Annotated in this window: 11 protein-coding genes; 7 read left to right on the forward strand and 4 right to left on the reverse strand. The window is 65.0% G+C overall.

The window, feature by feature from the left end:
- The 3 genes from A3CW_RS45620 to A3CW_RS0108185 are packed head-to-tail and all read left to right on the forward strand — an operon-like array spanning position 1 to position 3,888.
- Positions 1 to 1,482, forward strand: coding sequence for a glucose-6-phosphate isomerase (locus A3CW_RS45620; protein WP_051481312.1), 1,482 nt, complete (start codon positions 1 to 3; stop codon positions 1,480 to 1,482).
- Complete coding sequence (locus A3CW_RS45625; RefSeq protein ID WP_081771561.1) at positions 1,479 to 2,699, forward strand: glycosyltransferase family 4 protein; 1,221 nt, start codon at positions 1,479 to 1,481, stop codon at positions 2,697 to 2,699. Before A3CW_RS45620 ends, A3CW_RS45625 begins: the two co-directional genes overlap by 4 nt.
- 31 nt (positions 2,700 to 2,730) lie before the next feature.
- Entirely contained in the window at positions 2,731 to 3,888 is a 1,158-nt protein-coding gene (locus A3CW_RS0108185) for a glycosyltransferase family 4 protein (protein WP_028203128.1), read from the forward strand.
- Between the two features lie 81 nt (positions 3,889 to 3,969).
- Here A3CW_RS0108185 and A3CW_RS0108190 read toward each other — a convergent pair whose 3' ends face one another.
- From A3CW_RS0108190 to A3CW_RS0108200, 3 genes are read right to left on the reverse strand one after another with little or no spacing between them, the layout of a single operon-like run.
- Complete coding sequence (locus tag A3CW_RS0108190) at positions 3,970 to 4,926, reverse strand: GDP-mannose 4,6-dehydratase (protein WP_028203129.1); 957 nt, start codon at positions 4,924 to 4,926, stop codon at positions 3,970 to 3,972.
- Positions 4,913 to 5,956, reverse strand: a complete 1,044-nt coding sequence (gene gmd / locus A3CW_RS0108195; protein ID WP_028203130.1) for a GDP-mannose 4,6-dehydratase — start codon at positions 5,954 to 5,956, stop codon at positions 4,913 to 4,915. The genes A3CW_RS0108190 and gmd overlap by 14 nt, the downstream gene beginning before the upstream one ends.
- A 37-nt stretch (positions 5,957 to 5,993) precedes the next feature.
- Positions 5,994 to 7,088 (reverse strand): acyltransferase family protein, encoded by a 1,095-nt coding sequence (locus A3CW_RS0108200; RefSeq protein ID WP_028203131.1) that lies wholly within the window; start codon positions 7,086 to 7,088, stop codon positions 5,994 to 5,996.
- Between the two features lie 107 nt (positions 7,089 to 7,195).
- On the opposite strand from A3CW_RS0108200, the gene A3CW_RS52270 reads away from it, so the two are divergent.
- The 4 genes from A3CW_RS52270 to A3CW_RS0108215 all read left to right on the forward strand — a co-directional run bounded on the left by A3CW_RS52270 (position 7,196) and on the right by A3CW_RS0108215 (position 13,647).
- On the forward strand, positions 7,196 to 7,345 hold the full coding sequence (locus tag A3CW_RS52270; RefSeq protein ID WP_154677880.1) for a hypothetical protein: 150 nt from the start codon (positions 7,196 to 7,198) through the stop codon (positions 7,343 to 7,345).
- Between the two features lie 153 nt (positions 7,346 to 7,498).
- On the forward strand, positions 7,499 to 9,667 hold the full coding sequence (locus tag A3CW_RS0108205) for an NHL repeat-containing protein (protein WP_051481321.1): 2,169 nt from the start codon (positions 7,499 to 7,501) through the stop codon (positions 9,665 to 9,667).
- Between the two features lie 30 nt (positions 9,668 to 9,697).
- Positions 9,698 to 11,164: a flippase gene (locus A3CW_RS0108210; protein ID WP_028203133.1), complete on the forward strand. Its 1,467-nt coding sequence runs from the start codon at positions 9,698 to 9,700 to the stop codon at positions 11,162 to 11,164.
- On the forward strand, positions 11,161 to 13,647 hold the full coding sequence (locus A3CW_RS0108215) for a glycosyltransferase family 4 protein (RefSeq protein ID WP_028203134.1): 2,487 nt from the start codon (positions 11,161 to 11,163) through the stop codon (positions 13,645 to 13,647). Before A3CW_RS0108210 ends, A3CW_RS0108215 begins: the two co-directional genes overlap by 4 nt.
- 129 nt (positions 13,648 to 13,776) lie before the next feature.
- Here the strand turns inward: A3CW_RS0108215 and A3CW_RS0108220 are convergent.
- The coding region (locus tag A3CW_RS0108220; RefSeq protein ID WP_028203135.1) for an integrase core domain-containing protein at positions 13,777 to 13,997 on the reverse strand (221 nt) is incomplete at its 5' end.

The following is a 13,997-nucleotide window of genomic DNA, read 5'->3' on the forward strand; positions in this document are numbered from 1 at the left end:
ATGGACGTCACGACCGCTATCCCGGCACCCGCGCCGGCGCCTCAGCCGGGCCGCCGCCGCGGCGGCCTGCGCAGCCTGTTCGGCCGCGATACGCTGCCGCCGCTCGCCTTGTGGGTATTGACAGCGCTCCTGATCGGCGCGCACCAGGGCACCGTGCTTACGCTGGCGTTTCCCGTGCTCGCGATCGCGGTGGGATTCTGGCTCTACTTCGTGAACCCGGTGCGCTATATCGGCTTCATGTGGTGGCTGTGGTTCCTGAGCCCCGAAGTGCGGCGCCTCGCCGACTACGGCAAGGGCGGCTTCACGCCGACCAGCCTCATTCAGGTCGCGCCGCTCGCCGTCACGATGATCAGCGGCATTTCGCTGCTGCGCTACTACCCGATCCTCGGGCAGCGGCGCGGTCTGCCGCTCCTGCTCGCGCTGCTCGGCATCGGCTATGGGTTCGTGGTGGGCGTGGTGGGGAGCGGTCCGGCCGCGGCAGTCTATGACCTTGCCAACTGGATCTATCCGTTCCTGATCGGCTTTCACATCATGGTGCTCACGCGCCAGTACCCCGAGTGCAGCAAGACCATCATCAACACCTTCATCTACGGCATGCTCGTGATGGGCGCGTATGGTCTCGTGCAATTCTTCATCATGCCGCCGTGGGATGCGATGTGGATGATCGGCTCGGACATGAACTCGCAGGGCGACCCCGTGCCGCTCGGCGTGCGAGTGTTCAGCACGATGAACTCGTCGGGCCCGTTCGCGTTCGCGATGATGGGTGCGATGGTGTTCGTGATGGCCGCGAAGCATCGCGTGCGCTGGGTCGCGGCGGCGTTCGGGTTCTTCTCGTTCGCGCTCTCGCTCGTGCGCTCCACCTGGGGCGGCTGGGCGATCGCGATGGTGATCCAGCTGATGAAGTCGAGCAACAAGGTGCGCATTCGCATCGTCATCAGCGCGGTCGTGCTCGCGGGCGTGTGCGTGCCGCTGCTCACGTTCGGTCCCGTGGCGGACCGCATGCAGCAGCGTCTGAATACGCTCGTGAACCTGAAGGACGACCAGAGCTACGAGGCGCGTAACCAGTTCTATGCCGACTTCGCGAAGAAGGCTTTCACCGACGTGACGGGCGAGGGCCTCGGCGCCACCGGCGCATCGACCAAGCTCTCCAGCAATAACGGCCAGCTCGGCCAGTACGGCAGCTTCGACAGCGGCGTGATGAACATTCCGTTCGTGCTGGGCTGGCCCGGCACGCTGCTCTACATGTCGGGCGTGCTGTGGCTGCTCGTGCGCGCGGTGCGGGTGTCGTTTCGTTTTCCCGAGGACCGCTACGTGTGCGCGTGCCTGAGCCTCGCGATATCGATCTTCGCCATGCTGGTGTTCACCAACTCGCTCGTGGGCACTGGCGGCCTGCTGCTCTTTTCGAGCGTGTTTTCCATTCTCAGCGCGGGGCATTGGGCGAAGCTTCAACGCCAGGCCCCGACCACGGAGGTCTCCGATTGAGAGTCGCAATCGTCACGCATGTCGTGCGCCACAATGACGGCCAGGGCCGCGTCAATCATGAAATCGCGCGCGCCGCGCTCGACGAGGGGTTCGAGGTGACGCTGGTCGCCTCGCATGTCGCGCCCGAGCTGCTTGCCCACCCGAAGGTGAAATGGGTGAGCGTGCAACCGTCGCGCGCGTGGCCCACCAACCTGCTGCGCCAGCAGGTATTCGCGCTGAAGAGCGCGCTGTGGCTGCGCCGCAACCGGCGCGAATACGACGTGCTCCATGTGAACGGCTTCATCACCTGGGCGCACGCCGACGTCAACACCGCGCACTTCGTACACGGCGGCTGGGCGCGCAGCAAGTATTACCCGTTCGGTCTCACGCGCGGTGTGTGGTCCGCTTACCAGTTCGTCTACACGCGCGCCAATGCGGTGCTGGAGCGCTGGGCGTACCGGCGCTCGCGCGTGATCGCGGCCGTTTCGCGCAAGGTCGCCGACGAAATTCGCGCCTCGGGCGGCAACCCCGTGGAGCGGCTCGACGTGATCTACAACGGCGTGGACACGCGCGGCTTCTCGGCCGCGAGCGCGGACCGCGCAAAGTTCTCGCTGCCCGCCGACGCTTTCCTGCTGCTTTTCGTGGGCGATCTGCGCACGCCGCGCAAGAACCTCGGCACGGTGCTGCATGCCATGAAGCAGATGCCCGGGAACGTGCATCTGGCCGTGGCGGGCTACCTGCCGGGCAGCCCGTATCCCGATCTCGCACGCGAGCTGGGCATCGAGTCGCGGGTCCATTTTCTCGGCCTCGTGAGCGAGATGCCCACGCTCATGCGCTCCGTCGATACTTACGTCTTTCCTTCGCGCTACGAAGCAATGAGCCTTTCGCTGCTCGAAGCGATGGCGGCGGGCTTGCCCGTCGTCACCGCGCGCACGGCCGGCGGTGCGGAAATCATCACGCCCGATTGCGGCATCGTGCTCGAAGACCCCGACGACGTACCGGCGCTCGCCAACGCCGTGAAAACGCTCGCCACCGACACGCCGCGCCGCCTCGCGATGGGCGAGGCCGCGGCGGAGCTGGCCTCGCAGTTTGGCTGGGCGCGCATGGCCGCGCAGTACATCGCGCTCTACCGACAACTGGCCGGCGACGCGAGCGAGGCCGTGCGCCGCGAAGAACCCGCATTCGCCGCTGCGACGCTGACGGGCGGGCAATCGCTCCAGCGCGCAGACACCCCCTGATAACCGCATACGTGCAGAATAAGGACACGCGATGACCACACAATCCATTCAATCGCTACAGATCGGCATGCACTGGTTTCCCGAGCGCGCAGGCGGTCTCGACCGCATGTACTACTCGCTCGTCGGCGCGCTGCCCGGTGCGGGCGTGCGCGTGCGCGGCGTGGTGGCCGGCTCGCCCAAGGTGGCCGAGGACAGCGGCGGCGCGATTCACGGCTTCGGCTCCGCTTCGCGCTCGCTGCCGTTTCGCCTCATGGATGCGCGCCGCGCGCTGCGCAGCGAAATTCGCCGCCACCGTCCCGACGTGATTTCCTCGCACTTCGCGCTTTACACCTTCCCCGGCCTCGACGTCACGCGCGGCATTCCGCAGGTTTCGCACTTCCAGGGCCCGTGGGCCGACGAAAGCTTCGTGGAAGGCGCGGCCACGCTGAGCCAGCGCATCAAGCACTCGCTGGAGCAGTCGGTGTATGAGCGCTCCTCGCGGCTCATCGTGCTGTCGAAGGCGTTTGGCGACATTCTCACGCGCCGCTACGGCATTTCGCCCGAGCGCGTGCGCATCGTGCCGGGTTGCGTGGATACGGCGCATTTCGACCCGGCCTGCACGACGGCGGAAGCGCGCCTGAAGCTCCAGTTGCCGCAAGGCCGCCCGATCATCCTCGCCGTGCGCCGCCTCGTGCGCCGTATGGGCCTCGAAGATCTGATCGACGCGATCAAGATGGTGAAGCAACGCCACCCGGACGTGCTCCTGCTGATCGCGGGGCGAGGCCGTCTGGAGTCCGAACTTCAGCAGCGTATCGACGAAGCGGGGCTGGCCGACAACGTGAAGCTGCTCGGTTTCGTGCCCGACGCGCACCTGCCTTCGCTCTATCGCGCGGCCACGCTGAGCGTGGTGCCGACGGTTGCGCTGGAAGGCTTCGGCCTGATTACGGTGGAGTCGCTCTCCGCGGGTACGCCGGTTCTGGTGACGCCGGTGGGCGGTCTGCCGGAGGCGGTGGCCGGTCTGTCACAGGATCTCGTGCTGCCGAGCACGGGCGCGGACGCGATCGCCGATGGCATCGACGGCGCGCTCTCGGGCCGCATCAAGCTGCCGGATGAAGAGGCATGCAAGGCGTATGCGCGCGAGCATTTCGACAACGCCGTGATCGCGAAGCGCGTCGCCGGTGTCTACGCGGAAGGAATCGCCGCTCACTGAAGCGGGTCGATCGACCGAAAGAAAACCGCCGCTCGGGAGAGCGGCGGTTTATTTGTAGAACAAGAGTCAGCAAGCAGAGCGCTATTGCGTTTCGAGCACGCGTTCGCGGGCCTCTTCGTACATCCAGCGCAAGGTTTCTTCGAGGTGCTTGCGCGAGCTGTCGCCGACGATGGAGCGCAGCTTCGCGTTCGACCCGATCAGCTGACGCACTTCGTTGGCGCGGACGAAACGCGGATCGATGTGCACCTCGATCTCGTAGCCGGCGATGCGCGCGAGCATGTCGAGCAGCGCGCCAAGCGTCTGGCCGCTACCCGAGCAGACGTTGACGGTGGTGCCGCGCGGCGCGACTTCGACGAGCCGCGCATAGGCGTTCACCACGTCGCGCACGTCGGAGAAGTCGCGGGCCACGTGGAGGTTGCCGAGCGAAATCTGTTTTTCGCCGCGTGCGTAGTGGTCGACGATCTTCGGGATCAGGAAGTCCGGCGACTGGCCCACGCCCGTGTAGTTGAACGGGCGCGCGATGACGATCGGCAATTGCGCCTGAAAGCGCCTCGCGACGTATTCCATCGCGAGCTTGCTGACCGCGTAGTCGTTGGCGGGCTGGGGCTCGACATGCTCGTCGATCACGCCGTTGGTGGCGTTGCCATAGACGTTCGCGCTGCTGGCCAGCAAGACGGCGCGCGGCACGTGCTTCTGCTGCGCGAGCGCCTCGAGCAGATTGCGCGTGCCGACGACGTTCACGACGTAGGTGCGCGCCACGTCGCTGTCGGCCACGTGGGCCACTGCGGCGAGATGCACGACCACGTCGGGCTGCACGGATTCGAGCGCATGGGCGATCGCGGCACGGTCGAGCAAGTCGGCTTCGATTGCGGTGGCGCCGAACGGGAAGGCTTCCGCGCCCAGCGACTCGCCCGCCCGCACGGTGCCCCACACACGGTAGCCGTCCGCCGCGAGGCGGGCGGCCATATAGCGGCCCGTAAAGCCGCCAATGCCCGTGATGAGCGCGCGCGGACGGCTAGCGGGATCAGAATGTGTCATGGCGTTCGTTGCGCGCAAGGTCGGCCGTGACCATCATCTGGCAGAGCTGCTCGAGCGAAGTTTGCGGCTTCCAGCCGAGTTTTTCCTGCGCCTTGGTCGCGTCGCCAATGAGCAGATCGACTTCGGCGGGGCGGTAGTAGCGCGGGCTCACGCGCACGAGCGTGCGGCCGGTGGCGACGCAGATGCCGGTTTCGCGCTCGCCCTTGCCCGACCATTCGAGCTGGAAGCCGGCGGCGGCGAAGGCCATCTTCACGAAGTCGCGCACGGTTTCTGTGCGGCCGGTGGCGAGCACGTAGGTGTCGGGCTCGTCGGCTTGCAGCATGCGCCACATGCCTTCGACGTATTCGGAGGCGTAGCCCCAGTCGCGCTTGGCGTCGAGGTTGCCGAGTTCGAGCATGTTCAGCTTGCCGAGCTTGATCTTGGCGACGCTGTCGGTGATCTTGCGCGTGACGAATTCGCGCCCGCGCAGCGGCGACTCGTGGTTGAAGAGAATGCCGCTCGTCGCGAAGATGTCGTAGGACTCGCGGTAGTTGACGGTGGACCAGTGTGCGAACAGCTTGGCCACGCCATAAGGGCTGCGCGGATAGAACGGCGTGTCCTCGCATTGCGGAATCGCCTGGACCTTGCCGAACATTTCAGAGGTCGAGGCCTGATAGAAGCGCGTCTTTGGATTCACGACGCGAATCGCTTCGAGCATGTTCAGCACACCGATACCGGTGACTTCGGCGGTCGTGGCGGGCTGGTCGAACGACACGCCCACGAAGCTCTGGGCCGCGAGGTTGTAGACCTCCTGCGCCTGGGCGCGTTCGACGAGGCGCAGGGTCGAGCCCGCGTCCGTGAGGTCGTGTTCGACCAGTTCGAGCGACGGATGGTCGAGGATCCCCAGCTCGTTCATGCGCCAGAAGTTGACGGAACTGGTGCGGCGATAAGTGCCGGTGACGTTGTAGCCCTTGTCGAGCAGAAGGCGCGTGAGGTAGGCGCCGTCCTGGCCGGAAACACCGGTGATGATCGCTTTGCGACGTTCGTTCATGTGATGTGCCTTTGAAGTATCGAACGGGATTCAGGAATTACGATTGCGGGCTCGACTGGCTCACACGCGCAGTAAGGTCGACCGGCTCAGCCGCAGAGCGGCGGCGCGGTCCGCGCGTGAGGCGGCGCTCGAAGAGAAACCAGCTCGCGCTTGCATAAGCGAGCGTGAGGACGAGCGCAATCGCGGCGCTCTGGATGCGGCCGTAGTGGAGCGGCCACACGGCATACAGAATCGTGAGGTGAATGAGGTAGATCGTGTAGCTGATCGTGCCGATATACACGAGCACCGGGTTGGACAGCAGGCGCCGCACGATGCCTTTCGACTGCAGTGCAAACACGACGATGGAGGTGCAGAGCACGAGCGAAACGCTATAGAGCATGGCGTTGGAAAGCGGCGTGTTCATGCCTCGAAAGCGCGGGTAGTGCAGGTGCAGCCAGGCCAGCACGCCGAGCGCCGCGAAAAAGAGCACGGCGGCCGGCCACTTGAAGGGCTCGAGCGCATTGCGGTCGCGGCGCACGAGCACGGCGAGCAGCGCGCCGGCGGCCAGCAGGTCCATGCGGAACGGCGTGAGGTAGTAAATCGGCCAGTACGAGTCGAACCACGGCGTCGCGACGGCGCGCAGCACGGGCACGAGAAAGATGAGCGCGGCGGCCACCACGGCCATGAGCCGTTGGGGCAGGAGCAGCACGACGAAGGGCCAGACGATGTAGAACTGCTCTTCGACGGCAAGCGACCAGAGGATGTTGAGGCTGTCGTGTCCGCTCTGGCCGAGTGCGTCGCCGATATTGGTGGCGAAGAATGCATACCACGGCCAGTAGTGCGCCCAGCCGAAGCCGAACAGCAGCGACGAAACGATGAGCAGCAGCACGTAGGGCGGCAGGATACGGCGCACCCGGCGCGCATAAAAGTAGCTGAAATACGATTGCCCGCGCGCCTTGCGCTCGAGCAGGATGCCGGTGATGAGAAAGCCGCTCAGCACGAAGAACAGGTCGACGCCCATCCACAACGGCGCGCGCAGCGCGTGCTGCGCGAACACGGCGAGCACGGCGAAGGCACGCAGGCCGTCCAGCTGGACGATGCGGTGGGAATGGTTGGCGGGGCCTTGTTGATTGACTAGGCGGCTAACGGTCATCGGTTCTCCGGTGGGTTCATGCATGCGCGATTGCTTCGCGATTCATTCTAGAAAGAATTAAATGTTCAAAAAGCGGAAATATATTGATTCCGGATTTTTGAATTTAAATGCCGGAATTCGCGCGATATGAAATGCGTATTGCCTTTTGGAAATCGGGCTGGACCCCGCCGAACGCCGTTCTGCATGGGCTTTCCGGCGAGGTGTCGGTGTTTGAGAATTTATTTCCGGATGATTCAGAAATGGGTCATAAATACTGAATTTTTTTGAATTATTTTCCCTTTTTTGGAGGCGATTTTTCACGCGGTTTGTACGGCATGATCCTGGCAGATTGCCGTCACCAGACCGGAGGAATTGCCTTGCCGTTATCGAATCCCGATCGCCGCTTGCGCAGGACGTTGGCATTGGCCGCGATGTGCACGTTTATCTGCACGTCGTCGGTTCAGACCATCGCCGCGCCGCAACTCAACGTGACGACCTCGTGGATCGGCAATAGCTTTGGCAACGGCCAGGGCACGTGGATGCAAATCAACGTCACGGCCATCGCCGTCACGCCCGAAGGCAAGGTGTTCACCAACGCGCCGTGGGACGAGAGCGGCGCCGAGATCAGCGCGTACCAGGACGGCAAGCCGCTCGGCTTTGCCGGCGGCACGCACGGCTGGGGCGGCGCCGGCGGCAATGCCGTGGCCGTGAACCATCGCTATCTGTATGCGGCGGTTGGCGTGGGCAACGAGAAGGGGCATCTCGTCGGCAGCGGTATCTGGCCCGCGAAGGGCAGCCAGTGGTATGGCATCACGCGCCGGCCGCTCGACGAGCCCAAGCGCGCCGCCGCGTTTCAGGCTTCGCCCGATCCGCTCAATCCGCATGCGCAGCTTTCCGCGTCGTTCCTCAAGATCAACGAGGTGCCCACCGGCACGCATGCCGACATTGGCGGACTCGCGGCGACGGATTCGACGCTCTATGTGAGCAACACGCCGATGAACCGCATCGAGGTGTACGACGCGAACTCGATGCAGCGCAAGGCGCAATGGGACGTGCAGGCGCCGGGCCGTATCGCGCTCGCGGCCGACGGGTCGGTGTGGGTGCTGACGGGCGCCGAAGCGGATAAGGGCGACGCTCGCCCACGCGTCGAACATTACTCGGCGGACGGCAAGCGCCTCGACGACACGCTCGCGCTGCCCGACGATTCGGTGCCGGTGGATCTCGCGTTCGATTCGCAGCAACGCCTGCTGATCGCCGATAACGGGCCGCGCCAGCAGATCCTCATCTTCACGCGCAACGGCAAGACGTGGACGCAGAGCGCCACGCTCGGCGAACGCGGCGGCATCTTCTCGGGCGTCGCGGGCCGGCCGGGCCCGGGCCGCTTCAATGGCCTCACGGGCGTTGGCACCGATGCGCACGGGAACATCTACGTCTCGACGAATGGTGTCGGGCCGCAGCACGACGACAGCATCGGCGCGGGCCTTGGCGCGACGCTGGAGGCCTATACGCCTGCCGGCAAGCGCCTCTGGAACCTGGAAGGCCTGCTGTTCGTGGACGGCGCGTGGGTGGACCCGCAGCGTCCCAACAGCGTCTATACGGGCAACAAACGCTTCGAACTCGACTTGTCGAAGCCGCCGGGGCAGGACTCGAAATATGTCGGATTCCTGTCCAATCGTTTCCGCTATCCCGACGACCCGGTCTTTCACACCGATCAGTGGCCGGGTCTGCCTACCGCGCGCGCGTTGAACGGGCACACGTTCCTGTTCCTCACCGACATGTACGCGGACCACCTGAAGATCTACCGCTTCGACGCGCAGCGCGACGGCGAGACCGCGATTCCCTCGGGACTCATCGCGGGCCGCGGCCGCGGGGTGCAGAACGTGCCGAACGCGCCGCCCGACGGTGACTGGATCTGGCGCGACGCGAACGGCAACGGTGCGCTCGACGCCGACGAATTCACGCGCAATCCGGGCCGCGACCATCTGGCGGGCGGCTGGGGCTGGTGGATCGACACGCGCGGCGACATCTGGCGCGCGCGCGACAACAAGGGCATCTGGCGCTTCCGCTTTGGCGGGCTCGACGCGAAGGGCAACCCGATCTACTCGTACGACAAGCTCGACAAGTACGCGATTCCCGCGCCGTTCACCGAAGTGCATCGCGCGATCTACGAGCCGCAAACCGACACGCTCTACGTGACGGGCTACACCGCCGATGCGCCGCACGATCCCGGCTTCTGGAAGGAAGCGGGGCGCGTGCTGGTGCGCTACGACAAGTGGTCGAGCGGCCACCCCGAGCAGCACTACATGCTGCGCCTGCCGTGGGACCCGAAGGCGAAGCCGCCTGTCACGCCCGCGGGGCTCACGGTGGAAGGCCAGTACGTGTTCGTGGTCGAGCCCGCGGGCAACGTCCACGTGTACGACAAGGACAGCGCGAAAGAGATCGGCACCTTCGGACCGGGCGCGGAAGTGGGCAACACCTCGGGTTGGGTCGACGTGCCGTTCGGGATCACCGCGCATCGCGAAGCGAACGGCGAATACCTCGTGTTCGTCGAGGAAGACGCGCGCGGCAAGGTGCTCATGTACCGCTGGAAACCGGCCTGACCCGTTACGGGCCACGCAACTGGATACCTAATGGACAAAGGAATACTGCGCAACGTCGCAATCAATCTGTTCGGTCTCGTGCTGCCGACCTTCGTGTCGCTCGTCACGGTGCCTTCGTATATCCGCCTGCTCGGTGTGGAGCGCTATGGCGTGATCGCGCTCGTCTGGACCCTGATCGGCTACTTCAGCGTGCTCGATCTCGGCATGAGCATGGCCGCGCAGAACCAGATCTCGAAGGCGTATGCGTCGAAAGACGCCGACGCCTGCGAGCGCGTGTTCTGGAGCGCGTTCTGGCTGAACTTCACGACCGGTGCGATTGGCGGCCTGCTGATCTATTCGGGCGGCGCGCTCTATACGGCGTATTTCACGCACGTCACGCCCGAATTGCGGCACGAAGTCTATCTCGCGCTGCCCTGGCTCGCCGTGGCGATTCCGGTGGCGAACGTCTCGTGGGTGTTCGCGGGCGCGATCAACGGCGCGGAGCGCTTCGGCATCTACAACACGAACCAGACGCTCGGCACGTTCCTGTTCCAGCTGCTGCCGCTCGCCGCCGCCTGGGCGTACGAACCGAATCTGCAGACCGTGCTGGCCGCCGCCGTGTTTGCGCGTCTCGCGGCCGCCATCCTGCTCGGCCGCTCGGCGCTGCGCGTGCTCGGCATTCGCAAGGTGCGCGGGCCGCGCCTCGATACCTCGAAGGCGCTCTTCAATTTCGGCGGCTGGATGCTGGTCGCGAGCATCACGACGATGGTCGCGGATTCGCTCGACCGCATGATGCTGGGCGCGGGCCTCGGTGCGCGCTTCGTCACGTACTACACCGTGCCGCAGAACCTCGTCACGCGCCTGAACATGGTGCCCAACGCGCTCGTGCGCACGCTGTTTCCGCGCCTCTCCGCGCTGGGCCGCGAGCATGCGGATGAAATCGCCGCGCAGTCGCTGCAGTTTCTCAATGCCGTGTTCACGCCCATCGCCATCGGCGCGATCGTGGTGCTGCAGCCTTTCCTGCATGCGTGGGTCGGCCCCGTGATCGCCGAGCATGGTGCGCCGGTTGGACGCGTGCTGATCATCGCCGTGTGGCTCGTCGGGCAGGCGGGCGTCACGCGCATTCTCATCCAGTCGCAAAACAATCCGGCTGTCGCCGCGCGCGTCGGGCTCGTGGAGCTGCCGCTCTTTGCCGGTCTGCTGTGGCTCGGCATATCGCGCTACGGCTTGCCGGGTGCGGCCGCCGCCGTGCTGTTTCGCGCACTGTTCGACTACGTCGTGCTGCTGTGGCTTTCGCGCATTCATAGCCGAACGATCATCGTCGATATGTTTGCACACCTGAGTTTTCTCGCTGCCGCACTCGCTCTTGCGTGGTGGCTGCCGGACGCGCTGTACGCAATCGGCGCCGGTGTCGTGCTCGCGCTCGCCAACGTGGTGTGGTCCGTTGCGACCACGCCGATGCTGCGCGGCTACGCCCGTTCCCTTCTCTTTCGACTGAATTCACGGAAAAGCGCATGAGTCACGAACTGATCGACGAAGCGGCGCCGTCCGAAAGCGCCGCCGCGCCCATTCAACGGCGCGACGCCACCAGACCGCGACGGCCCGAAACGGGCGCCGTCATGCCGCTTCGGCCGCTGCGGCCAGCCCTCGCCGCGGGCCGTGCGCCGCGCGTGGCCATCGTGCACGACTGGCTCGTGACCTACGCGGGCGCGGAGCGCGTGCTCGAGCAGATCCTTGCCTGCTTTCCCGATGCGGACCTGTTCTCGGTCGTCGACTTCGTCGATGCGAAGGACCGCGCGTTCCTGCGCGGCAAGCGCGCCACGACCTCGTTCATCCAGAAGCTGCCGGGCGCGCGCAAGCGTTATCGCGCCTACCTGCCGTTCATGCCGCTCGCCATCGAGCAGCTCGACGTGTCGGGCTACGACGTGGTGATTTCGAGCAGCCATGCGGTGGCCAAGGGCGTGCTCACGGGACCGGACCAGTTCCATATCAGCTACGTGCATTCGCCGATCCGCTATGCGTGGGACCTCCAGCATCAGTACCTGCAGGAGTCGAGCCTCACGCGCGGCCCGAAGTCGATGCTCGCGCGCCTGATCCTGCACTACATCCGCAATTGGGACGTGCGCACGGCGAATTCGGTGGACCAGTTCGTCGCCAACTCGGAATTCATCGCGCGGCGCATTCAGAAGGTGTACCAGCGCCAGGCCGAGGTGGTCTATCCGCCCGTGGATGTCGATGCGTTCGAGCTGGAAACCACGAAAGAAGACTTCTATATGACCGCCTCGCGGCTCGTGCCGTACAAGAAGATCGACCTGATCGTCGAGGCGTTCGCTCGCATGCCCGAACGGCGCCTCGTGGTGATCGGCGACGGCCCCGACATGCACAAGGTTCGCGCGAAGGCGACGCCCAACGTCGAAGTGCTGGGCTATCAGCCGTTCGCCGTACTGCACGACCGCATGCGGCGCGCCAAGGCCTTCGTGTTCGCAGCGGAAGAAGACTTCGGCATTTCCGTGGTCGAGGCGCAGGCTTGCGGCACGCCCGTGATTGCCTTCGGCAAGGGCGGCGCGCTCGAAACGGTGCGCGACACCGGTTCGCGCCCCACGGGCTTGTTCTTCGAAGAACAAAACGCAGACGCGATCATCGCGGCCGTCGAATCGTTCGAAAGCGATCCTGGCCGATTCCGCGCCGAAGATTGCCGCGCGAACGCCGAGCGCTTTTCTTCGCGACATTTCCGCGAGCAATTCTTCGCGCGTGTGGCGAAGGCGGTGCCGACGATTGCGCAGGCGGGCTCGGCACACGGCGCGGCACCGTTCGAGATCGAAGCGGACGCACCGGAAGCGCCGCGCGTGCTCGCCATCGACCAGAGCGGCGTGCTGGGCGGCGCCGAGCTATCGCTGCTGGAAGTGGTGAAGGGCTTGCGCTCGCGTATCGACGTGCTGCTCTTCAATGACGGACCCTTCAGGGAGGCGCTCGACAAAGCCGGTGCGCGTGTGGAGGTGCTCGATTCGGGCGCGTTGAGCAACGTGCGCCGCGATGGCGGCACGGCGCCGCGACTGGGCGTGCTTGCGGGCATCGCCGCGCTCGTGCGCGAGACGCGTCGCCGCGCGCGCGGCGCCGACGTGCTTTACGCCAACACGCAGCGTGCGATGGTGATCGGCGTGATCGCGGGCAAGCTCGCACGCAAGCCGGTGGTCTGGCATTTGCGCGATATTGTGAGCGACGAGCATTTCGGCCGCGTGCAGCGCGCCGTGATCAAGGGCTGCGCGAAGCTGGGACTCGCGCATGTGATCGCGAACTCGCATGCGTCGGCGAAGGTGTTCGCGCAGCTCACGCGCTTCGACGCGAAGCGCATCGACGTGGTGCACAACGGCGTGGATGAATCGCCGTTCCGTGCGCTCGCGCGCGTGCCGCAGGCGCAATTGCGCGCGCAGATCGGCTTGCCCGAGGACGCGTTCCTCGTGGGCGCGTTCAGCCGTCTTGCGCGCTGGAAGGGCCAGCATGTGTTGCTCGAAGCGTTGCTCGACGAGCCGCGTGCGCATGCTGTGTTTGTTGGGGCGCCGCTGTTCGGTGAGGATGCGTATGCCGCTGAGTTGCATGCGTTTGTCGAAGCGAATGGGTTGCAGGAGCGTGTGCATTTTCTCGGCTTCCGGCATGACATTGCTGCGTGCATGCGTGCCGTCGATGTGATCGCGCATACGTCTATTACGCCTGAGCCGTTTGGGCGTGTGGTCGTTGAGGGGATGCTGGCGCAGCGGCCGGTTGTTGCTTCTCGCGATGGCGGTGTGACTGAGATTGTCGAGCATGGTGAGAGCGGGTTGCTCTGCACGCCAGGTGATGCGAAGGAGCTGGCTGCGACCATCGGTAGGCTGTACGACGACGCTGCGTTGCGCGATGGGCTTGCTGCGCAAGGACTGGCTACCGCGCGGGAACGGTTTGGGAAGCAGCAGTATGTAGATGCTGTCGAGCGCGTGTTGGATGGGGTTGTTGCTCGTGGCAAGTAGTTGGTTTTTTTAGGCCTTAGTCGCGGCGTTTTGGCCTCTCCTTGTTTTCGCGTTGGTATGCAGGTGTTGCCCCTGTGCGGGGCGGCACTGTAGTGGTCAAGCCTCTTTGGACACCCACAAAGGGGCTTTTCAATAAATCGAAGTTTCGTATCGCACTGGCGGCAGATTGTNTGCTGCCGAATGAATGCGCCGGTAGTTGTAGAAGTCAGCGATGTAGCCCGTGATATCGCGTTGAGCCTGTTCGTGACTACCGTACTCCTGATCGCCGATCCATTCGTTCTTCAGGCTCCGGAAGAAGCGTTCGACCACCGCGTTGTCCCAGCAACTTCCCTTTCTGCTCATGCTCTGTA

The sequence above is a fragment of the Paraburkholderia nodosa DSM 21604 genome (assembly GCF_000519185.1).
Taxonomy (GTDB): domain Bacteria; phylum Pseudomonadota; class Gammaproteobacteria; order Burkholderiales; family Burkholderiaceae; genus Paraburkholderia; species Paraburkholderia nodosa.

What these genes read in the sequence shown, in the direction of transcription:
- A3CW_RS0108200 (WP_028203131.1), bottom strand. Translation starts at nt 7,088, where the DNA reads ATGACCGTTAGCCGCCTAGTCAATCAACAAGGCCCCGCCAACCATTCC.
- gmd (WP_028203130.1), bottom strand. Translation starts at nt 5,956, where the DNA reads ATGAACGAACGTCGCAAAGCGATCATCACCGGTGTTTCCGGCCAGGAC.
- A3CW_RS45620 (WP_051481312.1), top strand. Translation starts at nt 1, where the DNA reads ATGGACGTCACGACCGCTATCCCGGCACCCGCGCCGGCGCCTCAGCCG.
- A3CW_RS52270 (WP_154677880.1), top strand. Translation starts at nt 7,196, where the DNA reads ATGCCGGAATTCGCGCGATATGAAATGCGTATTGCCTTTTGGAAATCG.
- A3CW_RS0108210 (WP_028203133.1), top strand. Translation starts at nt 9,698, where the DNA reads ATGGACAAAGGAATACTGCGCAACGTCGCAATCAATCTGTTCGGTCTC.
- A3CW_RS0108205 (WP_051481321.1), top strand. Translation starts at nt 7,499, where the DNA reads ATGTGCACGTTTATCTGCACGTCGTCGGTTCAGACCATCGCCGCGCCG.
- A3CW_RS0108215 (WP_028203134.1), top strand. Translation starts at nt 11,161, where the DNA reads ATGAGTCACGAACTGATCGACGAAGCGGCGCCGTCCGAAAGCGCCGCC.
- A3CW_RS0108185 (WP_028203128.1), top strand. Translation starts at nt 2,731, where the DNA reads ATGACCACACAATCCATTCAATCGCTACAGATCGGCATGCACTGGTTT.
- A3CW_RS0108190 (WP_028203129.1), bottom strand. Translation starts at nt 4,926, where the DNA reads ATGACACATTCTGATCCCGCTAGCCGTCCGCGCGCGCTCATCACGGGC.